Source organism: Pirellulales bacterium (genome assembly GCA_036490175.1).
In the GTDB taxonomy this organism is placed as follows: domain Bacteria; phylum Planctomycetota; class Planctomycetia; order Pirellulales; family JACPPG01; genus JACPPG01.
The window spans coordinates 24,758-48,955 of record DASXEJ010000112.1 but is presented as its reverse complement, the minus strand read 5'-3'; the positions used below and the strand labels follow the sequence as shown (position 1 = coordinate 48,955).

Sequence of the window (24,198 nt, the reverse complement as noted above, 5' to 3'; positions counted from 1 at the left end):
AGACAGTTTCTCAAATGATCGAAGGTGAAAAGTCGTTCGACGTCACGATTCGCTGGCCGCTACGGTTGCGGGAAGACGAGACCGATATTCTCGACATACCCGTGGATGTCACCGGCCATCAGGTGACTGTCGGTTCTCAGGCCTCGTCACAGGTTTCAGGGTCGTCGGTCGGCATCGCTTCGAAGGGATCGAGCGGCACGTTGCCGTCTCCGGTAGGGAGCTTGCGTGGCACATCGACGCTAGAAGCCACGACCACGCCGCGCGAGAGGCTGCGCGACCTGATCACGCCGCTGGGCGAGACGGATGACGACAGGCTGGACGCCGAAGGAAAGTTCGTTCGTCCCGGTGCGTCGACGATTGCTCGCGAAGAGGGGAGCCGGCTGCTTGCCGTCAAGTTTGGCGTGCGCGGCCGCGACCTGGCGAGCGCCGTGGCCGAAGCGAAGAAGAAAGTGAACCCGCTGATTCCTAAAGGTTATCGCGCGGAGTGGAGCGGAGAGTTTCAGCAGATGGAAGAGGGCGAGCGCCGCCTAATGATTATCGTTCCGTTATCGCTGGTGCTGGTCTTCGTCTTGTTGTATCTGGCGTTCCACTCCATGCTCGATGCCCTGGTCGTGCTGGCAAATGTGCTGGCCTTGTCGTTGGGCGGAATCTGGGCATTGTTTCTGACCGGCACCAGCTTCAGCATCGCCGCGGCCGTGGGATTCACGTCGATTTTCGGCGTGGCCATCATGGACGGGTTGCTGCTGGTATCGAGCTTCAACCAGTTGCGGTCCGAGGGCATGCCGCTGCGCCAAGCCATCATGCAAGGGGCCGAGCGGCGCGTGCGGCCGGTGATGATGACGGCCTTGACGGCGATTTTCGGTCTTTTGCCGGCGGCCATCTCGACCAAGATCGGCGCTCAGTCCCAGAAGCCGCTGGCTATCGTCGTGGTGGGCAGCATGATAGCAACGCTGGTGCTGACGCGCTACTTGATGCCGGTTCTGTACAGCTTCTATGGGCATCGCGAGCCGCCCGAAGGCGCTAGCGGGCTTTCTCACGACGAGTAAGCAACGTCAGCTAAATCTTGCGCCTGCCGCGCGAATTGCGCCTCTTCGCGCATCAGGTCGGGAAATTAAAACCGACTAATCTTGCGCTCTCTTCGCCACCGATAAAGCCGCTTGAAGCGCGCTAGTCTTCCCGACCGGAAAACCCGATTCGGCAACTCCCGCCCTGGACGACGGTCCGGTCGGTATGCCGGAATGCTCGGACCGTAACGCCCTGTGGCGATACGAACGGCGTCGGGCAATCACCTGGCGAATCTTAGTGGCCAACTGCACACCACACACTGCTGCCATGGCGCGGCGCCCGAAATGGCGTTCGGTCCTGTGTGGCTGCGCAGTCGTGCTGTGGGCCGGCTGTGCGGCGCCACTAGCGCCCCGCTCGTTGACCGAGACGAGGCAAGCGCCCCCGGTCATTCCCGACGAAAAAGTAAATCGTCTGCCGCCGGTCGAACGGCCCTACATGGACCCGCAGGTACAGCCAGCGGGTTTGGTTGTGCCGAGTGGGCCTGCGGCCTCGGGCCCTGGTGGTGGCGGCGAGACGTCTCGTTCGACAGCCGTAATCAACGCCGTCTCGACAAGCTCGGCGCCACCTGTCGGACGCGCGCCCGTGCAGGAGGAGGTGCCAAGGCCGCGGTACAGCGTCACGCAATCCGATCCGCCGACACTCCCCGATCGCTTGAAAATGCCGCCCGGTCTGCCGGGGGTTAATGTGCCGCCATTGTGGATCCCGGCCGATCCCCAGCAGAAGATGCAAGCCATTGAAACATTATTCCCCGACTTGCCGCCCATGCCCAAGTTGATCCAACCGGTGCGCGGGGATCAGATTTATACGCTCGCAGATCTGGAGCAGATGGCGGTCAATAGCAGCCCCATCATCGCGCAAGCACAGGCCAACATCACGGTGGCGATGGGGCAAGCAATCCAGGCCGGTGTCTATCCCAACCCTGTGTTGGGTTACGAGGCCGATACGGTCGGATCGGCCGGAACCAGGAACTACCAGGGCGTGTTCGGCACGCAAGTCGTCAAGACGGCTGGCAAGCTGGGCCTGGCACGTTCGGTGGCCAACGTGAACGTGATGAACGCTCAGTTGTCGATGCGTCGGGCGCGCATCGACTTAATGGCGCAGGTGAAGGCCAATTATTTCGCAATCCTCGTCGCGCAACAGAGCGTTTCTATCAACGAGGCTCTCGTGCAATTGACGAACGAGGCCTATCGCATTCAGGACGACAAGCTCAAGGGAGGCATGGCCACGCCCTACGAGCCGGCGCAGTTGCGCAGCCTGGCCGTAGTAGCGCGCACGGCCCTGGCCCAAGCGCAGATGAACTACATCTCGACCTGGAAGCAGCTAGGAGTGACCCTCGGCATGCCAGGACTGCCCATGGCCAGGCTGCAGGGAAGCGCCGAGATGCCGGTTCCGCGCCTCACGTACGAGGCGGCGCTCGTACGTTTGCTGAACGTGCATCCGGATGTGCAAGCCGCGCGAAACTCGCAGGGTCAGGCCCGCTTGCAGCAGCGTCTAGAGTTGGTAACTCCCGTTCCCGATGTGAACGTGTACGGCACGTTCCAGCGCGACTTTACCACGCCTAACGTGCCGCGCACTACCTACAACATTCAGTTCGGATTGCCGGTGCCGCTGTTCGATCGTAACCGCGGCAATATCATGTCGGCACAAGGTAACATCGTCCGCACCGCCGAAGACGTCCGCCGCGTCGAATACATGCTGACGCAACAACTCGTCGATGCCTTCAACCGTTTCGAGACCAGCCGCATTCTGCTGCAATACAACCGCGAGCAGATTCTGCCCGACCTGGCTCGCTCTTACCGCGGAGTCTACGAGCGCTACCAGCAAGAAGGAGAAGGACGCCGTGGCCAGCCGGCGGGCGTTGGATTCAGCGACATCGTCTTCGCGCAACAGAACCTGACGTTGCAGTTTGGCGCATATATTGGGTTGCTCGGGACGCAATGGGCCGCGGTGGCGGATCTGGCGCGATTATTGCAAGTCGAAAACCTGAGCGAATTAAATCTCGGACCGGGCGACGTGCCGGTGGCACCACAACCAGGGGAGGCCGCACCGAGGTAATATGAGCCCTGCACTTCTTATCCGCTGGTTCTTGCTGTCAGGCATGCTCGTGACGAGCGTGCTGGGCACGAGCGCGCTCGCGCAGACGCCGCCAGCGGTTGTTCCTGCGCAAGGCGTGCAAGTGCTTCCTCAGGATCAGAAATTGCGCATCGAGCCGCCTCCCGCGGACCCGGCACCCGCCAACTGGGGCGATTATGTGCAGCCCTCGCCGCCCCCCATAGCGCCGCTGGTTTTGGAATACTCATTGGCTGCGCCTCCCTCGGGTATTATTCAACAGGATGTTCCCGGCCAATACCGCGCGCCAGTCGTGGAAGCGGAAAATGTGTGGGCGCGAGATGCCTTGCTGAATCAGGCTATCGACCTGCGTCGTCCCGATGGCCTGGCGCCCGTGGGCGTATTGCAGGATGCCACGTTGCGGACCGGTCAATTCCTGTTCTCTTACCGATTCAACTACCAGGCGTTCGACAATAACTATGTGGGCGCGCATCGTGTCAGTGATGCCTCTGTGGGAGCGGCGTATCCGTTTACTCCCACGCAAATGAACATCAACCGGAATCTGCTGATCCTGCAATACGGCATCACGGACGACTTCACGTTCTTCGGCGAGTTGCCCTTCCAGCACGCGGCTTTGGATTACACACAGACCGGCGGCGCCGACTACCGCACGGGTTTTACAAACCCGAGTGACATCACGTTGTCGACGATGTACGTGCTGTGGCGTGGCGATCGGCAGCAGATCCATATGAACCTGGGCATGGACTTCCCTGTCGGTTTCCTGGATTACCTGGGGAACGTACCGTCGCCAACGATGCCGAATCTGCCCTACGTGATTCGTACGGGCTCTGGCACCTATGACCTGATGCCTGGGTTGACCTATCGCGGCCAAACCGACAATTGGACCTGGGGAGTGCAAAGCATTGGCACGATACGACTGGGGAGCAACAGGCTGGACTATAAGCTGGGGGATCGGGCCGACCTGACTGCCTGGGTCGCGCGCCGCTGGGGCGAGCGCCTGAGCACGTCGTTCCGTGTCGACAATCAGTGGTGGGGCAATGTGCGTGGTGCCGACCCGCGTTTGAATCAGGCCCTGTCGCCGACGAACGATCCCACGCTGCAAGGCGGCACGCTCACCGAATTGTTGTTTGGCATCAATCTTTTCCTGCCAGATACCAAGCTGCCAGGCCAGCGCTTCTCGGTCGAGGCCGGTGCGCCGGTGTACCAGTCGCTCAACGGACCGCAACTGGGGACTAGTTGGACGCTTACGGCGGGCTGGAACCTGGTTTACTAATCAGATCACGTTCCGACGATTCAGTGGGCGCTATTGCCCACAGCCGCGAGACTGCCCGGCAGAGCGGTTTTGCCCTGGCCGCGACACATTCCGCTGCAAACTTGCGCGGTCCATCTAGTTGGCCTATAATCGCCCCAGCGCACCACCAGACGCGCCTCCAGGTCAACCTGCAAGGAACTTCGCATCATGCCCGCTTTCGACCGTCGTTCTTTTCTTGGTTCGTCATTGGCCGCCACGGCGTTGCTGGGTGCGGGGGGAGCAGCGCGGGCCCACGCCGAGGATGAAGACACACGCAACCTCGGCCGTACGCCGCACTCCAAGTTCGCGGTCAACGTCGAAATGTGGTGGAGCAAACTTCCCTTTCTCGAACGTCTGAAGATGGCGGCTGCTTACGGATTTCCAGCCGTCGAATTCTGGCCGTGGGAGAAAAAGGATCTGGCTGCCATTGCCCGCTTGAGCAGGGACCTGGGCATCGCGATTGCGCAGTTCACGGCTTGGGGCTTCAGTCCCGGTCTGAATGATCCACGAAATCATGATGCGTTCATCAAAGCGATTCACGACGGTTGCCGCGTGGCCAAGCAACTCGACTGCAAGAAAATGTGCGTGGTCGGCGGCGACGATCAGCCGGGCATGACGCAAGAACAGATGCACGAGAACATCATCGCGGGGCTCAAACGCGCTGCACCTATCGCGGAAGAGCAGCAGGTGATGCTGATCCTCGAGCCAATGAACATTCGGGTGGATCACAAGGGACATTGCCTGTACGGCAGTCCGGCCGCGGTGCGTATTTGCCGCGAAGTAAACTCGCCGATGGTGAAGATCAACTGGGACCTCTACCACATGCACATCTCGGAAGGAGATTTGTGCGGTCGGCTCAAAGAAGGTTTCGACCAGGTCGGCTATTTGCAACTTGCAGATCACCCGGGCCGCAACGAACCCGGAACGGGCGAGATCCACTACAATCGCGTTTTGAAGGAGGCGTATAGCCTGGGGTATCGCGATTTCGTGGGCTTGGAATGCCGGCCCAAGACGACCGAACTAGCCGCAGCTCAGGGCGTGGCTGCGGCCGACATATGGTAATGGTCGCTCTGCCGCGCGCCGGTTTCTTTCCTCCGACAATCGCGCTCCAGATTCTCTCGCCGCCAACGAATACTTGGCGGCCGTGTGATTCACGCCATTGTTATGCCTGAGCGAATATCGGAACTGGGGAACAATGTTGCGACTAGTCTTGATATTTCCCACCCACCTCGTGCTGCTTGTGTTCGCATCGACCTCGTATACCATCTTGGCCGGGCGTGCCGACGCGTTGTCGTGGCAGTATTTTCGAGTCGCCTTTGTGACCGGATTTGGGCAGCCCTATCAATCGTCCTACACGCTGCCGGTAGTAATTACGTACGCGCTGGCGTACGGTCTAGGTTGCCTGGCATATTTGATGCTGTTTCGTAGCGGATCGAAAGTTCTCGGCCGAACTGGACTGGCATTATGCCTGCTGGGAGTCGCCTCGTTCACGTTTGAGGGAACCCACTGGCTCTCGGCTCATCACCGCTCGCTGATCGTTTCGTTCCCCGGCGTCGTGCTTGCTCTGGGCGTTGCCGTGACGATCATGTTGCTCGCGCAAAAGCGAGGGCTCGTCACGCGTACGGCTGGTGAATCCGTCGTCGGCTGATCGGTTGAATATCCCGCCACGACGATCATTGACCACCACGCTGTTGCTCTCACTGCCAGGGGGGTACGATTGATCGGCGTGGCTGCCGCCTGGCCGCCCGATGATTCGATCATGATCAAATTGTGCATACATCTCGGAGGAAGAGCGGATGCTGAACGAGAACGCCCTCTCAATGCCTGAGGAAAATGCCCCGCCCGAGGCACGGCTGCTGCAAATAATCAGCGGCAGTTGGATGATGCAGGCTGTCTACTCAGCGGCCCGCTTGGAATTGGCCGATCACGTTAAAGCGGGTCCCAAGACTGCTGAGCAACTGGCGCGTGATACCGGTGCCCACGCACCATCGCTCTATCGATTGTTGCGGGCGCTGGCGAGCCTGGGCATCTTCAAGGAGGACTCCGAGCGCCGATTCGCATTAACGCCGATTGCCGAAAAGCTGTGCAAAGATGCGCCGGATTCGTTGTGGAGCTCGATTGTGATGATGGGCGAAGAGCACTACGTTGCCTGGGGGCGATTGCTCGACGGTGTGCGGCAAGGCAAGGTCTCGTTTCAATTGCAATACGGCGAAGGGGTGTTTGACTATTTTGAGAAGCATCCGGAATCGGCACGGATATTTCATCGCGCGATGACGGAACTGACAAGCAAGACCCATGTGGCTGCGGTTGAAGCCTATGACTTCAGCCGCTTGCGCAAGCTGATCGACGTCGGCGGCGGCCGGGGGACGCTCATTTCGGCCATACTTAAGGCGAACCCGCATTTGCACGGAGCCGTGTTCGACGTGCCGAGCGTCATGGAACAAACGCGCAACTATCTGGCGGAGCAAGGGGTGGCGGACCGCTGCGAGGCGATCAGTGGAGATTTCTTTGCCGCGGTACCTGCCGGCGGAGATGCCTACATCTTGTCGACCGTGATTCACGATTGGCACGATGCCGACAGTCTGCGGATCCTGAAGAATGTCCATCAAGCGATGAACGGTCCAGGCACCCTGCTGCTGGTCGAACAGGTTCTCAAGGGCCGCAACGAACCCGATTTCGCCAAGTTCATGGATTTGAACATGTTGGTGATGGCCGGAGGAATGGAACGGACGGCCGAAGAGTTCCGTGTCCTGCTAAAAGACGCCGGCTTCGACCTGGTAAGAATCATCCCGACGAAATCAGCCTCGAAGGTGATCGAAGCCGTCCGCCGGTAAATCCGGAACCTTGCAAGGCTAGGCTATGCCGGTGACCGCGCCCCGTCGAATCTTGTCGACTTCCTCCAGGATCTGACGCCAGTGGTCTCGTAACATGCCAGCCATGACAAAGCGTGCAAGCGGACGATACCCGGGCAGTCGGTGAAGCAGTCCCGGCCTCACCGCGGAAACTCTAGCGTGTAGCCATTCTTCGTTCCAGCCAAAGCATTCTCCTGCGACGCTCAGCAGATTCCACCAGACCACCGGAGCGACCTCGTCATAGAAAATTGCCGTCAGCTGTTGGGGCGAGAAGGGCAAGGCGGCCAGAGATTGCGATATCCGTCCCAGCTCGTTCGTATAGTCGTCGTCTAGAAACAGCGTGGCGGCTGTCGACCAGGCCCACTTTCGTTCCTTGGGTATGCCGGCGATCCGTTGCCGATCGGCCGCCGCAACGTCGTGGATGTAGCGAACGCGGTAACAGAGCGCTAGCAGCGGCCAGTAAAGGAGCAACAGCGGCGGAATACGCATGGGAATGCCGGCCAGCGCCAGCCAACAGGCGAATTGCGCCTTGCCCTGCCGTGTCGTTTTGAAGGCCAGCGAGTGCATTTGTTTGCCGTTTATCGGGCAGCAGCCCGGTGGGCCCACTCCTTGACAGACGTATCGGTAACTTTCACCAACGGTTCGTAGCGCGGGTGGCGTGATTCCTTGTAGGGATTGTTGCGCGCCGCGTTATAGCAGCAAATCAACGACCAGCGCGAGCGCGGCGAGCGATTCTGATCCGAGCGGTGTAATAGGTTCGAGTGAAAGAACAACGCGTCCCCCGGTTCGGCCTCGATGTAGTCGAGGTCCATTCTCTTCAGAGCTTCGTCGACGCGCTCCATATCGGCACCGGCTTGCTCGCCGACTTTGCCGTGATCGATTCGGCCCAAATGGTGTGAGCCACGAAGAACCTGCAGGCAACCGTTTTCGCGATTGGCCCTATCAACAGCGATCAGGCAACTCGCCAACAGCGGGAACAAGCAGCCGTTGTGATACCAATAGCCATAATCCTGATGCCATTCCCAGGCTCCTCCCACGAGCGGCTCTTTGAGCATCATCTTGGTGTGATAGTGATAAACTTCACCGCCGAGTAAACCTTCCATACGGTCGACGATCCGCGGCGAGCGAGAGAACATGCTGTACAGATCGTCGCCCGCGTGATTCCAGAGTGCCAACCGCGTTTCATTGCCGGCGGCGTCCTTGCGGGCGTATGCCCCGGCAGCTAGCGCCGGATCATGGCGGGCATAGCTGAGCAAGATCGACATCTCTTCGGCGTCGAACAGTTGCCGCACAAGCAAATACCCGTCGCGATCGAAGGTCACCAGGTCGGCCCCGGTCAGAACGCCGGACGACATACGCTTTCCTTTGTGCTGATGGGTGCTGGCAGAGCATTCAATGTACCACGGCGTCACGGCCAAGGCTCCCATGCTCGACCGCAACCGCTGACGGCTCAATTGTTCCGGTCGTTCAGTTGAAAATTACGGGCCGCCGAGCACATTGCGCGCTCTAAGCCAGACGTGCCGCAATAATGCAACTGTCGGCGGACTCCGTATGATAGGGACGCAAACTTTGTGGCCCTTGGTTCGCGTGCTCATGCGGTTTCTCTTTTTTCTCGGTTGTCGGCGGCGACGCAACGCGCGTATGATGTTTCCAGGCACCTTAGGAGGGGATCAGGCATGCCTCCCCCGAATCGGACGAACGTCACCGTCAGCGTCGACGACGCACACCTTTCCCAGATCCATCAAGTAGCGGCGCGATTACGCGCTGCCGGCATGGAAGTCGAACAGACGCTCGACCACATTGGTGCCATTTCGGGGCACGTTGGCAACGATGGCCTGGCCGGCCTGGCCCGAGTGCCGGGCGTCGCGGCCGTCGAACCGGAGCGATCTTTCCAACTTCCGCCGCCCGACGCGAAGATTCAGTAGCGGGCGACCTTGATTTCGGCCGGCGCGACTACCAGGCTAGCGTTTCAGCCCCTTGACCGCCTGCCGGGCTGACTTAGACTGGCTGGTTTGGACCTGGGGTGTGGGTGCTGTCGTGCGCGGACGCCTTGGCGTTGCGCCTCCCGATGACTGGCCCGTGCCCTCCGCCGCGGGTCGCCCCCAGAGCTTGCTTGCGTCGCTTGTTCGGAGTGGCATTGGCCAGATCAAAATCTGTGGTATGCCGGTGCGCTCCTGCGAGCGGGATTTGTATTGACTGTCTCGCGTCGTTGTCGAAATTGGTCGCTTAATTTAAGGGTTGTGATCTGTGCCTGGACTTTGCGTTATCGGTTTGCAGTGGGGCGACGAGGCCAAGGGGAAGATCGTCGACCTGCTGACCCGCGCCCACGATATCGTGGTGCGCTACCAGGGCGGAGCCAACGCCGGCCATACAGTGGTCACAGGCGGACAGACCTATAAGCTGTCGCTGATTCCCAGCGGAATTCTTCGCGCGGATGTGCAATGCGTGATCACGGGCGGCGTGGTGCTCAACCCGCCCAGCATTTTGGCCGAGATCGACGGTCTGATCGCCCGTGGCGTGGCGGTCGGTAAGAACCTGTTGATTAGTGATCGAGCGCACGTCATCTTCCCCTGGCACCTGGAAGAAGATCGCATCAGCGAAGGAAGCGCGGCCGTTGGTCAGGCCATTGGCACCACGCAGCGCGGTATCGGGCCCTGCTATCGCGATAAGGTCGGACGCTCGAACGCTATCCGCCTGGGCGATTTATACCGTACCGGCGTACGTGAGAAGATCGAGCGCATTTGCGCGCATAAGAATCAATTGCTCGCGCTGCTCTCGGGCGCCAGCCCCGTCGCGCCGCTCGATCCGCAGAAGATCCATCAGGAATATCAAGTCTACGCCGAGCGCTTGCGGCCACATGTCGCCGATACGACCTCGCTGGTGCTCGACGCGCTCGAGGCCAAACGGCGCGTGCTATTTGAGGGGGCGCAGGGCGCGCTGTTGGACGTCGATCATGGCACGTTCCCTTATGTCACCAGCAGCAACAGCTCGGGCGTTGGCATCTCGAGCGGAGCCGGCGTGCCTGGCCGATATCTGGAAAAGATCATCGGCGTGGTGAAAGCTTACGGCACCCGCGTCGGCGGCGGACCATTTCCGACCGAGCAGGACAACGAACTAGGACAGCACCTGCGCGACCGCGGCAACGAATACGGCACCGTCACGCGTCGGCCGCGGCGCTGTGGCTGGTTCGACGCCGTGGCCGCGCGCTATACGTCTCGGCTCTCGGGCGTGGATAGTCTGGCTGTGATGCTCTTGGACGTACTTAGCGAACTGCCCGAAATCAAAATTTGCACGGCCTACGAGATTGACGGTCAGCGCGTAACTGTGTTTCCCAGCCATGTCGACGACCTCGCGCGAGCCCAACCGGTCTACGAGACTTTGCCTGGTTGGCAGCAAGAAATTTCGGATGTCCGGCAGTTGGCGGATCTGCCGGCCAATGCCCGCAAATATTTGGCCCGCTTGGGCGAAATCATCGGGCGACCTGTCGAGATAGTCTCGGTCGGGCCCGATCGGGACCAAACGATGTTTGCTGAGTCTTTGGCGCCGGTGGCGGCAGCCGCCCGTTGAGCTCGCCAGGCGGTGTGCCATGAGCCACGACCGAAGCGTTTGAGTTGTCAGGAGTATCGCGACCGTGACCAAGTCGTCCGTGCAACAGGCCACAGCTAGCTGCGACGTGCCGCTCGAGCGCCGGCCGCGACATATCGCCGTGATAATGGATGGCAATGGTCGTTGGGCGCAGCGGCGTGGCCTGCCCCGCATCGAGGGGCATCGGCATGGCGTGGCCTCGGTGCGCCGCATCACCGAAGAGGCGGCCCGCCTATCGACCGACCAACTGACGCTCTATTGCCTGTCTAGCGAGAACTGGAAGCGGCCCCAGGCCGAGCTCGATTTTTTAATGCACCTCTTGGAGCAGTATCTTATCGAGGAGCGCACGACGCTGCTCGATGAGAACGTCCGCCTGACTACGATCGGCAGTCGTGAGGGAATACCCGATTCGGTGCTGCGCGAGATGGATAAGACCATCGAGATGAGCAGCCATCACTCGGGCATGACTTTATGTTTGGCGGTGAACTACGGCAGCCGGGCCGAGATTACCGAGTCGATGCGTCGCATCGCCGACGAAGTGCGCTTGGGCCAAATCGCGCCCGAGGACGTCACTGAGGACCTGATAGCCTCGCGGCTTTACACCGCGGGCATGTCCGACCCAGACTTGCTCATTCGCACGGCAGGCGAGATGCGAGTCAGCAACTTTTTGCTATGGCAGATCAGCTACTCCGAACTGTGGGTCACCGATCAGTGCTGGCCCGAGTTCGGCGAGGCCGATCTGCACGACGCCATCCGCGATTACGCCGGGCGCGATCGTCGCTTCGGCGGCCTCAATCCGTAGCATCACGCCAGCGAGCAGTATTCGCGCGTCTTTGGCCAATGGGTCCTCTAGACGTGGATCGTTTTGCGTACCGTGTTCCAGTTCAGCATGGGCGTTTGGCACAATCTGAATGAAGTGAATTAGGCTGTCGCAAATCCATTGAATGCTGCGACAGGGCGCGACAGCCTTGCTAGCGACAGAGCATGCTTGCACGCGATACGGCACGATTTTCGACACGCTCCTTGGCGTGCTAGCTGCCGGTATTGTTTTTCTTCGCCCCGCGTGGCGAAAGTGCCGATTTAACGTCCCTGAGGGGACCGTTGAATTTGGATCGGCGAACGCTCCCCGCCAAAGTCACAAGCGCCGCCGCCGCGTGCGACGGATGAGAAATCTCAGCCGTAGACAATGGTTCGACGGGACGGCGCCGATGGGGGGCCGTCCTGCTCGATCACGGACCAGCAGAGCCGGCGCTTCGCCACGGAATCATCATGGGTCGACCGTCGAAGAGTCCGATCTGGCCATTCTTACTCGTCGTGGCGTTTCTCTTGCTGCTGAGCATTCTTGCTCCACGCGAATGGGAACACCTGGCGCGGGGGCCGTCGGCGCGCACGCACAACGACGACATTGTTGAGGATGAAACCATCAAGTTATATGGCGAGCCCACGCTGGCGCCGCCCAGGTCCGTCGAGGTTGCATCGTCGAGCGACGCTAGCGACTGGGCTCCCCGCGCCGAGTCGACCGACACCCTCGAATCGACCGGTGTTGCTGAAATCGCGACAAGCGAGTCCGCCGCACAAATCTCTGATGCGGCCCAAGCCAAGGTCTGTCAACCGGACAATGCCCCACTGCACGAAGAGCCTGTGCCGCGCGAGGCGATCGCTGAATTGTCGCCGACCGTAGTTCGTGAACGGCCTGCGCCTATCTTGACCAACGTGCGACCGAGGGAGCGCGCGGCAGCAGCTGCCGACGTCACTGCTCCTCATCCAACAGCCGCCCCTCAGGAATCTGACGATGGCGAGCAAGCGATCATCGTTTCTGACGAATTGCAAGAAGAGACCCGTCCGGACGTTGTCGTTAGCGGGCCGCGCTGGCCCGAGCCGGTCGGCTTGCTGCGGTTGTTAGAGTCGCTCGGTTCCGAATGCGAATGCAGCGACTGGGCCTGGGATACCGAACGGCTCGTTTTGGAGTTGTGCGATCATACGGCTCCCACGGACGAACGCGCCGGCGAGCTGATCGTCGAGTTGCGGTCAGCGGCCAGTGCCGTGGACGCCATGGTTTCGCAAATCAAAGAACGCAGCGTGGCTGTCGAGCTGTTGCGCGTGCGGCACGCTCTGATTCGGCGGCTGGACGTATGGGAACTGCTCCCTCCCCTGTTCGGGCAGGAAACCTCCGAAGCCGGACCCGGTCAGGTAGCCGAGGATCAGCTGGTCAAAGCACTGAATCAACTGGACTCTATCACGCGGCAGGCTGGCGCCGAGGGGGAGCAATGGCGACAATATCTGGCGCTCGATTCGTTGCGCGCTCTGACCGTCGTGGACGAACCAGTCACCGGCTCGGACGCCCGCCATTTGTCACGCGAGGTGATGTCGCGGCTTTCGCGCGACGATCTCAGCGATTCACAACGGAGGTTCATCACCAGTCGGCCGGTGGCGGACCTGGCCGCCGCGGTGCTTCCTTGGACGCTCGACCCATTCCATGCTGGACGGCTGCTGGCGGACATCGAGCGTTTTGAAGCCTCGAACCGGCCCAGTGATGCGCGGCGATTGGCCGACGATTATGTGCGTATGGTCTCGCTTAGCGATGCCAGCGGTGATCTGAAGCAACGGTTGGAAGCCAATTATCGCAACGCGAACATTCGGCTGGCGCTTGCCGAGAAACTTCTTAAGCGGCTGCTGCCTGGCGAGTCGATGTCGACCGATCCCGTTCGCGACCAGATTCTAGGATTGCCGACGCGTGGCATGAGCACCACTTCGACTTCAGTGAATGTAAAGCTCGTGCCCGACGAGCACCGGCTACGAGTCGCGCTCGAAGCCAGTGGCCAGGTTAGCGCCAACACGCGATCCACCAGCGGTCCTGCGACGTTGTACACCAACAGTGACTCTACCTACTACGCCCGCAAGGTAGTTGATCTTGATTTGCGCGGCATTCGGACGTTTCCGGCCGAGAGCGATTGCCTGGATGCCCGCACGCGATTGCGTTCGGTGAGCACGGATTTCGATGGTGTGCCGCTGATCGGAGGACTGGTGGAGAGTGTCGCGCGGTCACGCCACGCCGAGCAGCAAGCCGAGGTACGGGCCATCTTGCGTCGCAAGGTCGAAGCTCGGGCGCGGCAAAAAATGGATTCCGTAGCCGAGGAACGATTGGCAAACGTCAATCGGCAATTACGCGAGCGCGTGGTGGATCCGCTGGCCAGGATGGGGTTGGAGCCGCAGGTCATCAGCGCTGAAACCTCGGAACAGCGCCTCACCATGCGGGTGCGGCTAGCGGGCGACGAACAACTGGCCGGTCATACGCCCCGGCCGCGTGCGCCCAGCGACAGCCTGCTGAGCTTTCAGATCCACCAGTCCACGTTCAACAACGTCTGTGAAGCACTCGACGTCAACGGCCGCACGTACAAACTGCCCGAGCTGCGGGCGCATCTCATCAAATCACTGAACCTGCAGAACAGCAAGTTCATGGACGAGACCGACAAGGAAGTAACGATAACGTTTGCCGATGCCGACGCAGTGCGTGTCCGTTGCGAAGACGGGCGCATCGAACTCAGTCTGGCCGTGGCCCGGTTAACAAGCGAAGGCCGCACCTGGAAGAACTTCGTGGTGCGCGTGTACTATGCACCACAAGTCGAGGGGTTGCACGCCTGCCTGGTGCGCGACGGCATCGTGCAATTGATGGGCAGCCGAATCAGTTCGCAGATTCCCCTGCGGGGCATCTTCAGCAAAGCCTTTGCCAAAGACCGGGAACTGATGTTGGTCGACCCCAAATGGTCTGTCGACCAGCGCACTCGGGATCTGGCCTTTTCGCAGTTCGTAATTCAGGACGGCTGGATCGCGGTAGCGGTCTCTGAGCCGCACGACAATCTGGCACGTCGCAAAGACCCTCGCCAGGCGCAATAACGCCGGTTTTTCATCGCCGGTTCCTCACGCCGGCCGCGGCAGTTCTGCTGCACGGAACCCAAAGTTCAGGCCCTGTCACGCCGGGCTTGCCTCTGACCGTCGTGTGCCATGCATTTGCGGTTCACGGGCGTGTCGCTTAAGGTGCGAGTAAGGCGAGCCGGTCGTGAAATCGCTCCTGGATCGCGTTACCCAAGCGTACTGCCCTGTACGAGACGGCGCGGTGGATCATTGCGGAACGCATCTACCCTCCCTTACAGCTGTACTGGCCTGGGAGGGGATATGTAGCGAGCCTGGCGAGCTGTTTTTTGCGTAGGCGTGCGTCACACCTTCTTCCGCAAACTCAAACCTCAACGTGCTGCCAATGCGGGATATGATTCGTTGGTCGGTGGCCGTGATTCTGGTCTTGCTGGTGCCGATCATTCCATTCCTCAGCTTTGGCGAGTCGCTCGAGGCGCGCGTTGGCAGGTGGTTCGACTCTTCACTGTCACCAGTCGCTACTGCCGCGATTATCGTTGGCGTACTGGCCAGCGATGTGTTGCTGCCAATCCCTTCGAGCTTTGTCAGCACATTGGCTGGCGCGCGATTGGGACTGATCGGCGGGGCCCTCGTCGTCTGGCTAGGTATGACACTAGGCGCAATCATTGGGTTTACCCTGGCACGTGTATTCGGCCGGCCGCTGGCGGTGCGACTTTCGTCGGTCGATGATCTGCGCCGCATGGAGCTTTTGGGCGAAGACCGCGGGCCGGCGATCCTGGCCGTCACTCGTCCGCTGCCGGTGCTTGCCGAGGCCAGCGTGCTGTTGCTGGGGGTCGTTGGCATTCCCTGGCGGCGGTTCATGCCTGTCGTTGCACTGGCCAACCTCGGTTTAGCCGCCGCCTACGCGGCCTTGGGATATTATGCTGGGCAGGAAGAAAATCTGGCGGTTGCCTTATTGGCTTCGATCGCGCTGCCGCTGTTGGCCACGATGATCGCCCGTTATTGGTGGCCCGTCGCCCGCGAGGTTGCCTGAGGGCCACCGTTCTGCCAGCTGCAACGCTGCGCAGCATGTCATGCACTAGTCTTGAGTTGCTCTTGGGAAAGTCTCGACTATGAATCCACGCGGTTTATTTGATACAGAAGAAGTGCTCGGGGGCCGGCTGAATGGAGTCGCGGGCGTACAAACCCACGCTGCAGGTCCTGCCGGCGCGCTACCGCTCTCGGAGCAAATGCTGCGCGACTGGCCTAGTGGCGATATTTTCGGCCTGACGCAAAACGCCGGCATGGGCTGGCCAGTGACCGAAATGCTCGGGCCGCAATTCGTGCTGCTTAGCACGCAAGGTGGGATTCGTGCCGAGGACGGCTCGCCCATTGCGCTCGGTTATCACACCGGCCATTGGGAGGTGGGACTGTTGGTGCAGGCTGCTGCCCGCGAGTTAAAGGCCGCCGGCGGCGTGCCGTTCGCGGCATTCTGTTCCGACCCCTGCGACGGTCGCACGCAAGGGACGACCGGCATGTTCGACAGTCTGCCTTATCGCAACGACGCCGCGACGATCTTTCGGCGTTTGATCCGCTCGCTTCCCACGAGAAAAGGGGTGCTCGGCGTAGCGACATGCGACAAAGGCTTGCCGGCCATGATGCTGGCCTTGGCCGGCTCGCGCGAGCTGCCTTGCATTTTGGTGCCGGGCGGAGTGACGTTGCCACCGACCGAAGGCGAAGATGCCGGCAAGGTACAGTCCGTGGGAGCCCGTTTTGCGCATCAGGAAATCTCGCTCGAAGAGGCCGCGCAACTCGCCTGCCGCGCCTGCGCATCGCCGGGGGGCGGCTGTCAATTCCTGGGCACTGCCGCGACGTCGCAAGTCGTGGGAGAGGCCCTGGGAATGTCGTTGCCGCACGCGGCCCTTGCTCCTTCGGGGCAACCGATCTGGCTCGATATGGCCCGCCGCAGTGCGCGGGCGCTTTGGAATCTACGGGCGAGGGGAATGAAGCTGAGCGACATACTGACGGATGCGGCCGTGCGCAACGCCATGGCCGTCCACGCGGCGTTTGGCGGATCGACGAATCTGCTGCTGCACATTCCGGCCATCGCACACGCGGCCGGACTGCGTCGTCCGACCGTTGAGGATTGGCAGCGCGTCAACTTGCAAGTTCCGCGGCTCGTGGACGCATTACCCAACGGGCCTGTCGGGCACCCCACCGTGCAAGTTTTTTTGGCGGGCGGTGTGCCCGAGGTGATGCTGCACCTGCGCGAACTCGGCTTGTTGGACTTGGGCGTGCTGACCGCGGCCGGCGTCACACTCGGCGAGTCGCTCGACTGGTGGCAGCAGAGTGATCGGCGCACCACCTTGCGGCGCGTGCTCAGCGAAGCAGACGGCATCGACCCGGATGATGTGATTATGTCGCCCCGTCGAGCCCGCGAGAAAGGCCTGACCAGCACGGTTTGCTTTCCGCGAGGCAATCTGGCGCCGCAAGGGTCGGTCGTGAAAAGCACCGCCATTAGTCCGCAAGTGCTAGATGCCGCGGGCGTGTACCACAAGCTGGGGCCGGCCCGCGTCTTTACGCGCGAAGTGGACGCCATCGCCGCCATCAAGGGGCGTGGCGATCACCCGATCAAGCCAGGCGACGTTCTCGTATTGGCGGGCCGCGGCCCTGTGGGCTCGGGCATGGAGGAGATCTATCAGATCACCGCGGCGCTCAAACATCTATCCTGGGGTCATGAAGTCACGGTCGTGACGGACGCACGTTTTTCGGGCGTGAGCACGGGGGCCTGCATTGGCCATGTTGGTCCCGAGGCGTTGGCCGGCGGTCCGCTGGGCAAGCTGCGCGACGGCGACCTGATCCAAATCATGATCGACTGCAAGAATCTGGTGGGCACAGTTGATTTTGTCGGTGACGAGCACGCGCGGCTCGAACCGACGGCCGGAGCCAGGGTGCTGGCCGAGCGCGCGCCGCGCGAAGATCTGCGCCCGGACACTGCGCTGCCTGACGACACACGCCTGTGGGCCGCCTTACAGGGTGCCAGCGGTGGTACTTGGGGAGGATGTGTTTACGACGTCGACAGTATTATTGCGGCACTCCAGCGCGGAACCGTGCCATAGCGAATGCGCGTTTGCAATAACGAGACGGCGCGCCATATCGCGGCCACGGAGCCTCAGCGATCAATGGGCCGGCTGAGAGGCCTCGATCTGCGCGATTTTTTCCACACGACGCGCGTGTCGGCCCCCTTCGAACTCGGTGCGCAGCCAGATTTCGACCATGCGGTCGATGAGTTTCTCACCCAGCATGTCGGCCGACAGACAAAGCAAGTTCAAATCGTTATGGCGGCGGCTCATCTCGGCCGACAGATCGTCATGGCACGGCGCCGCACGGACACCCGGGTATTTGTTTGCGGCGATGCACATGCCGATTCCCGTGCCGCAGATCAAGATACCGCGATCGACCTCTCGCGTGCTAACCTGATGGGCTACAACAGCGGCAATGTCCGGATAGTCGACGCTATTCGCGTCGTGCGTTCCGCAATCACAGACCTCGTGTCCCAGCCGCTTCAGCAATTGGACGACGTTCTCTTTGACGGCAAATCCGCGGTGGTCGCTGCCGACGGCAATCTTCATGTCTTAATCCCCACTTGAGTGTGCCATAAGCCAGCTTTTGTATCGCGCCGCATGACGGGCCGCGTTCACACAAAGCTGGCACGCGAAATTACGGCACGGGCACTATCGGCGTCACATTGACGCGACGGGCCATACGGTTGTCGGACGCCTCGTTAAAGTTTTATCTCGTTTGCCCACTCGGCCACTTCGGCTTTGATTTGCGCGGCGCAGCGCTCGTACATTTCGGGCGGACCGCCAATGGGATCCGAAATGTCAGTGCCATTGCGCGCCAAGAGCTGCACGCGGTTAGCGAGATCAGGCCATTCGTTAAGAATGGCCTGTCGATGCGACCTGGTCATCACCAAGGTCAGATCTGCATGCTTGAGTAATTGCTCGGTCATGGGTTGGCTTTCATGCGTCGACAGGTCGATGCCCCAGCGCTTGAGCACGACCACGGCCTCGGGGCTCGCGCGGCCACCCATCATGGCGGCCAGGCCGGCCGAGACGGCCACCACGCCGCGATCTTCCAACTCGTTCATGCGGCACTTCAGTCGTTCGGCCATCGCTTGACGGAATATGGCTTCGGCCATCGGGCTACGGCAGGTGTTGCCGGTACAGACGAACAACACCACGGCGCTAGCCAGCCGCTTGAGTGTCTGCTCCGAGACGACTCCCTGACGAAGCAACTCGAAACGATCGTCATACACGCGAACTACGCTCGAGGGCTGGCCATAGCGCGACTGCCCGTCGTCCAGTACGACGTTGACGTCGTCGCCGATGGCTTGCACCACTTCCTGAGCCGTAGTCGCGTCAGGCTGGCCGCTGCGGTTGGCACTGGTCAGCACGATCGGCCCGGCCAGCAAGCGCAGCACGTCCAAGATGGCATGATGAGCCGGTACGCGAAATCCTATCGTTCCTTCGGGAGCCACGGCCGTCTGCACCGACGCGGGTAATTGACGTGTCAGCCCATCGGGATGGTGATCCTCGACGACCAGCGTTACGGGGCCCGGCCAGCAGCGGCGGGCTAATCTCTGTCCCAGCGAACTGAGATTGGGTACGTAGTCCAAGGCCTCTTCGGCGCTGCGTACAGCCAGGGCTAGTGGACGTCCTGGCGCCCGGTTTTTGCTGCCGATCAATCGCGCGACTGCCGATTCTGAGAGGGCCGAAGCCGCCAAGCCGTAGACCGTTTCGGTAGGAAACGCCACGATCTTTCCCTCGGCCAATGCTTGCACGGCGCGATGTATGCAATCACGCGAATCGTCGGCGCTGCGAAGATCAAGAATGACCGGGGGCATGGTGGGTTGGCGGTCGAGACTACAAGTGCAACGGAGAACAAACTTCCCGTGCGGCGGACGGGAAAATGCGGACTACGCCGCAGCCTGCGGCGCAACGCATTACTATATGGGTGGTTGTGATCGCCGGTCAAGGGTCCAAAAAGCTGCCATTCGGGTGGAAGATTACTTGCTTTGGGCCACTTTTTCGCCAACATGGAGGGTCGTGGCAGTTTCCGCGATGGAAACCGGCGATGAACAGTTACCGCCGCACAAGTTCCTGCTCGCCTTCGGCAGGGTAAGCCAGGGGGGTGGGTGGGAACGAAAGTGGGTAATCGAGCGCCTTGTCGCTGCGCGATCCGTGGCAGCGTGCCTTTCACTGTGACCCTGATCCGTATGGCAAATTCCGCACGCTGGTCACTGGCATGCTCGACCATAGCAGAGGCTACGCAAGGGGCGGTTCCGCGTGAGCCACCATGGCGCGAGGTAGCTTGGCCTCTATGGTCTTGGCTGCTGATCGCCTGTTTGCTGGCCACTGGCTGCGGCGAGTCGACCAATACGATTGGCAAACTGGACGTCGTCTGGGGCCGCCGTGGAATATCGGATGGCCGTTTACAAAAGCCGCGGGCCATGGCCATCGACGATCAGGATCATCTTTACATCGTCGACATGACGGCCCGAATCCAGGTGTTCAACCCGGATGGCGACTTCATTCGCTCGTGGCAGACGCCTGTTCACACGAACGGACGCCCGACAGGCATCTCGATCGATCGCCAGGGGCGGGTGTTAGTGGCCGACACGCATTACTTTCGGGTTTTGATCTACTCGCAACTGGGCGAAATGCTCGAGCAGATTGGCGGCACCGAGGGGCCAGGCCCCGGAGAGTTCGGCTGGGTGACCGACGCTGTGCAAGACCGGCAAGGCAATATGTACATCTCGGAGTATGGAGAGTACGACCGTATCCAAAAGCTGGCACCTGACGGCACGTTTTTGCTGCAATGGGGTGGGCACGGCGCGGAGCCCGGGCAGTTTTCCCGCCCGCAAGACCTGGTCATCGACGAGCAGGATCGCATCTGGGTCACCGACGCTTGCAACCATCGCATCCAGGTTTTCGACACCGAAGGAAAGCTTCTTTTCATGTGGGGCACTGCGGGGGCGGCCCCGGGAGAGCTCTATTATCCTTACGATCTGGTATTCGATGACGCCGGCAACGTTTACATTTGCGAGTACGGAAACCACCGCGTGCAGAAGTTCACACGCGCTGGCGAGTCGTTGGGATGCTGGGGGCACGAGGGACGCGGACCGGGAGAGTTGCACAATCCGTGGGCCGTGGTGCGCGACAGCAAGGGACGGATATATGTGCTCGACACGAATAATCATCGCGTGCAACGCGTGCTGATGTAGGGCACAGGCCAGTTCGGCCAGGACTTTGACGCCGGGTGGGCTAGGGACGGACCTGACGCATGTTTGGCTACGGATTCCGCTGCGACGCACCTGCCTATCTCGCGCTATTGCTATTGATCCCGCTCGTCTGGTGGTGGGGTTTTCGCAGCCTGTCGGCACTGGGGCGTGTGCGGCGCTGGTTCGTCTGCGGCCTTCGCAGCCTGGTCTTGCTGTTGTTGATACTCTCTGCGGCCGAATTGCAAATGGTCCGTCGCAACGAGCGGCTGGCGGTGGTCTACCTGGTTGATCAATCGTCGAGCATTCCCCGCGCCCAGCGCGAAGCGATGATCGACTACGTCAATGCCGCCATTCGCGAGCATCGCCAAAAAGACGACCAGGTGGGCGTGATCGTCTTTGGTCGTGAACCGGCCATCGAGATCCCGCCTTTTGACGACAACGTGCAGATGCCCAGGAAGATCGAGAGCCAACTCGATCCCGATTACACGAACATTGCCGCGGCGATCAAGCTGGCCGAAGCGGCGTTTCCCCACGATGCCGCCAAACGGATCGTAGTGATCAGCGACGGCAATCAAAATCTGGGGGATGCCTTGGACGAGGCTCGGGGTGCGGTCGACGCCGGCATCGGCATCGACGTGTTGCCGGTGCAGTACGGCACACGCAGCGAGATCATCGTCGAGAAGATTGCCATGCCCCCCGACGTGCGCAAGGGCCAGCCGTTTGACTTGCGCGTGGTGGTCAACAACACGACCGAGGCACGGCCCGGCGAGTCCGGCATCGTGGGGGGGCGTTTGGTTGTCTCGGAGCGCACCAACGATCAGCCGCACGAGCTAAGCAGCGACCACGTCGAGCTGAAGCCAGGCAAGAACTTTTTCACGGTACGGCAACAGATCGACAAGCCCGATTTCTATACCTACGAGGCGCAGTTCATTCCCGATGATCCAGCTGATGACACGATGTCGCAGAACAATCGCGCCACGACGTTCACGCACGTCCGCGGCAGCGGCCAGGTGCTGTTGATCGAAAGCCACGACGCCCGCGGCGAAAACCAGGAGTTGGTCGAACGTCTGCGCGCGAACAATCTGGAAGTTACGGTGCAGCCCAGCAATCAGCTGTTCAACAATCTTTCCGAATTGCAGCAATACGACACCGTGATTCTGGCCAATGTGCCCCGCTCGGGCGGCGAAGACGCCACCCGCATCACGCACTTCAGCGACGACCAGATCAAGATGCTGGTCCGCAATACGCAAACGATGGGAAGTGGCCTGGTCATGCTGGGCGGACCCAACAGTTTTGGCGCCGGGGGCTGGACCAACACGGAACTGGAAGCCGCTATGCCGGTCGATTTCCAGATCAAAAGCACGCAAGTGATTCCTAAGGGCGCGCTCGCACTCACGATGCACGCCTCGGAATTGGCCGACGGCAATTACTGGCAAAAGGTCATCGCCAAAGAGGCCGTCAAAGCGCTGGGGCCTGAAGACTATTGTGGGCTGCTGTATTGGAACGGTATGGAGCAATGGTTGTGGGGAGGCATGATTCCGATCCGCGATCGCCGCGAGCGCATGTTGGGCTATATCGATCGCATGATTCCCGGCGACATGCCCGCGTTCGACCCGGGTCTGCAAATGGCCGCGGCAGCATTTCGCGGTCTGACGGATGCCGCGGTGAAGCACATGATCGTGATTTCCGATGGCGATCCCGCAGCGCCGACGCAGGGAATTATCAACTCGCTCAAGACGCTCAAAGTAACCGTCACCACGGTGGCCGTTGGTTGTCACGGCGCGCCAGGTAATCCCGAGCTCGAGAAACTGGCGATACAGACCGGCGGCAAATACTACATCGTACAAAACCCTCAGGCGCTCCCCAAGATTTTCCAGCGCGAGGCACGACGCGTCGCACAGCCGTTGGTTTATGAGAACCCTAACGGGGTACAACCCAGGATTGCCTATCCCCACGAGATCACCAGCGGCATCGGCAGTTTTCCGCCGATCACGGGCTTTGTGCGGACGACGATAAAGCGCAACCCGCTCGTCGAGTTGGCGATCCTCTCGCCGGAACCACCTGATCCTGCCAATGCCACGATTCTGGCTACCTGGACCTACGGCTCGGGACGGGCCGCGGCCTTTACCACCGACGACGGCGCACGATGGGCCAAGCAATGGAAAAACTGGCCTGACTACGACAAGTTCTTCAGCCAATTGGTTCGCTGGTCGATGCGCCCGGTAAACGATCAAGGCAAATTCACCGTGGCCACGGAAGTCGAAGGAACCAAGGTCAAGGTATTCGTCACAGCGCTCGACAAGGACGACGAGTTTTTGAATTTTCTCGACATGGGCGGAAACGTAATTGGCCCCGACGTCGAGCCTCGCGAGTTAACGCTTTCGCAGACGGCGCCCGGCCGATACGTGGGAGAATTCGACGCGGCGGACGCCGGTAGCTACTTCATGATGCTCAATCCGGGCGGAGGTATGTCGGCTATTCGCACGGGCGTAAACGTTCCGTATTCGGCTGAATTCGCGGATCGCGAGCCCGACCTGGGGCTTCTCACGACGCTGGCCGAGATGTCGCCCAAGGGAGGGGAACCAGGACAAGTTATCGAGGGTACGCTCGACAGTGGCGGCATTGAGAATCTGTTGGCCATCAATAGCTTTCGACGCGATTTGCCGGCAGCTACCAACAGCCAAGACATCTGGCATCTGCTGGTCTTGGCGGCCGGATGCCTATTCTTTTTTGATGTGTTTATCCGTCGCGTGACCATAAGCTGGGCGTGGGCACCGCGAGTGGCCGGCCGGCTGCGCGATCGATTGCTCCGCCGCGAACCGGTGCCGGAATCGACCGAATACATGGAGCGACTGCGCAGTCGCAAGGCCGAAGTCGTCGAGCAACTCGATCAACAACGTTCGACGGCCCGCTTCGAACCGGCACCGGAAGTCGCGCAAGATACGTCGGTGCTCGATCAACCGACCGCGAGCGATTCAAAACCCGCCCGGCCGGTCCAGCCGCCACCATCGGCCGCCAAGCCCAAGGAAGAAGAAAGTTACACCAGCCGATTGTTGAAGGCCAAGAAGAAAGTGTGGGAAGATCGCGACAAGGGAAACGAATAGCGGCCGGAGCCAAAAAAATGAATCCGGAACATGAAGAGCAATACTCGATTCGGGTGAACAGATCATAAACAACACGTCATCCTGCCGGCCGTGGAGGAA

The 24,198-nt window shown here is 60.7% G+C and carries 18 protein-coding genes; 14 read left to right on the top strand and 4 right to left on the bottom strand.

Annotated elements, in window-relative coordinates:
• The 6 genes from VGG64_08010 to VGG64_07985 form a co-directional block, all read left to right on the top strand.
• Window positions 1-1,046 (top strand): efflux RND transporter permease subunit (locus VGG64_08010; protein ID HEY1599530.1); only part of this gene is annotated, 1,046 nt, incomplete at its 5' end.
• Between the two features lie 286 nt (window positions 1,047-1,332).
• On the top strand, window positions 1,333-3,120 hold the full coding sequence (locus VGG64_08005; protein ID HEY1599529.1) for a TolC family protein: 1,788 nt from the start codon (window positions 1,333-1,335) through the stop codon (window positions 3,118-3,120).
• A gap of 1 nt (window position 3,121) precedes the next feature.
• Complete coding sequence (locus VGG64_08000; GenBank protein ID HEY1599528.1) at window positions 3,122-4,408, top strand: hypothetical protein; 1,287 nt, start codon at window positions 3,122-3,124, stop codon at window positions 4,406-4,408.
• A 186-nt stretch (window positions 4,409-4,594) separates the two neighbouring features.
• Window positions 4,595-5,488, top strand: a complete 894-nt coding sequence (locus VGG64_07995; GenBank protein ID HEY1599527.1) for a TIM barrel protein — start codon at window positions 4,595-4,597, stop codon at window positions 5,486-5,488.
• Window positions 5,489-5,621: 133 nt separating this feature from the next.
• Window positions 5,622-6,074: a hypothetical protein gene (locus VGG64_07990; GenBank protein ID HEY1599526.1), complete on the top strand. Its 453-nt coding sequence runs from the start codon at window positions 5,622-5,624 to the stop codon at window positions 6,072-6,074.
• Window positions 6,075-6,222: 148 nt separating this feature from the next.
• On the top strand, window positions 6,223-7,260 hold the full coding sequence (locus VGG64_07985; GenBank protein ID HEY1599525.1) for a methyltransferase: 1,038 nt from the start codon (window positions 6,223-6,225) through the stop codon (window positions 7,258-7,260).
• A gap of 18 nt (window positions 7,261-7,278) precedes the next feature.
• Here VGG64_07985 and VGG64_07980 read toward each other — a convergent pair whose 3' ends face one another.
• Window positions 7,279-7,845 carry a hypothetical protein gene (locus VGG64_07980; GenBank protein ID HEY1599524.1) on the bottom strand — a complete coding sequence of 189 codons (567 nt, stop codon included), beginning with the start codon at window positions 7,843-7,845 and terminating at the stop codon, window positions 7,279-7,281.
• 11 nt (window positions 7,846-7,856) lie between these two features.
• Window positions 7,857-8,633, bottom strand: coding sequence for a phytanoyl-CoA dioxygenase family protein (locus tag VGG64_07975; GenBank protein ID HEY1599523.1), 777 nt, complete (start codon window positions 8,631-8,633; stop codon window positions 7,857-7,859).
• 321 nt (window positions 8,634-8,954) lie between these two features.
• Between VGG64_07975 and VGG64_07970 the strand changes: the two genes are divergently transcribed.
• The 6 genes from VGG64_07970 to VGG64_07945 all read left to right on the top strand — a co-directional run bounded on the left by VGG64_07970 (window position 8,955) and on the right by VGG64_07945 (window position 17,831).
• The gene (locus VGG64_07970; GenBank protein HEY1599522.1) at window positions 8,955-9,203 is read left to right on the top strand and encodes a hypothetical protein; all 249 of its coding nucleotides are present in this window, start codon (window positions 8,955-8,957) and stop codon (window positions 9,201-9,203) included.
• Between the two features lie 322 nt (window positions 9,204-9,525).
• Window positions 9,526-10,845, top strand: coding sequence for an adenylosuccinate synthase (locus VGG64_07965; protein ID HEY1599521.1), 1,320 nt, complete (start codon window positions 9,526-9,528; stop codon window positions 10,843-10,845).
• Between the two features lie 145 nt (window positions 10,846-10,990).
• A complete protein-coding gene (gene uppS / locus VGG64_07960) occupies window positions 10,991-11,665 on the top strand; it encodes a polyprenyl diphosphate synthase (GenBank protein HEY1599520.1) in 675 nt (224 codons plus the stop codon).
• A gap of 467 nt (window positions 11,666-12,132) precedes the next feature.
• Entirely contained in the window at window positions 12,133-14,757 is a 2,625-nt protein-coding gene (locus VGG64_07955) for a hypothetical protein (GenBank protein HEY1599519.1), read from the top strand.
• A 370-nt stretch (window positions 14,758-15,127) separates the two neighbouring features.
• Window positions 15,128-15,766 (top strand): VTT domain-containing protein, encoded by a 639-nt coding sequence (locus tag VGG64_07950; GenBank protein HEY1599518.1) that lies wholly within the window; start codon window positions 15,128-15,130, stop codon window positions 15,764-15,766.
• A gap of 79 nt (window positions 15,767-15,845) precedes the next feature.
• Window positions 15,846-17,831 carry a YjhG/YagF family D-xylonate dehydratase gene (locus VGG64_07945; protein ID HEY1599517.1) on the top strand — a complete coding sequence of 662 codons (1,986 nt, stop codon included), beginning with the start codon at window positions 15,846-15,848 and terminating at the stop codon, window positions 17,829-17,831.
• Window positions 17,832-17,891: 60 nt separating this feature from the next.
• On the opposite strand, the gene rpiB is transcribed toward VGG64_07945, so the two are convergent.
• Together rpiB and VGG64_07935 are read right to left on the bottom strand one after the other, a co-directional pair.
• A complete protein-coding gene (gene rpiB / locus VGG64_07940; GenBank protein HEY1599516.1) occupies window positions 17,892-18,344 on the bottom strand; it encodes a ribose 5-phosphate isomerase B in 453 nt (150 codons plus the stop codon).
• Window positions 18,345-18,496: 152 nt separating this feature from the next.
• The gene (locus tag VGG64_07935; protein HEY1599515.1) at window positions 18,497-19,618 is read right to left on the bottom strand and encodes an L-threonylcarbamoyladenylate synthase; all 1,122 of its coding nucleotides are present in this window, start codon (window positions 19,616-19,618) and stop codon (window positions 18,497-18,499) included.
• 372 nt (window positions 19,619-19,990) lie between these two features.
• Between VGG64_07935 and VGG64_07930 the strand changes: the two genes are divergently transcribed.
• Window positions 19,991-20,998, top strand: a complete 1,008-nt coding sequence (locus tag VGG64_07930) for an NHL repeat-containing protein (protein ID HEY1599514.1) — start codon at window positions 19,991-19,993, stop codon at window positions 20,996-20,998.
• A gap of 59 nt (window positions 20,999-21,057) precedes the next feature.
• The gene (locus tag VGG64_07925; GenBank protein HEY1599513.1) at window positions 21,058-24,099 is read left to right on the top strand and encodes a VWA domain-containing protein; all 3,042 of its coding nucleotides are present in this window, start codon (window positions 21,058-21,060) and stop codon (window positions 24,097-24,099) included.
• The last annotated feature ends 99 nt before the right edge of the window (window positions 24,100-24,198 follow it).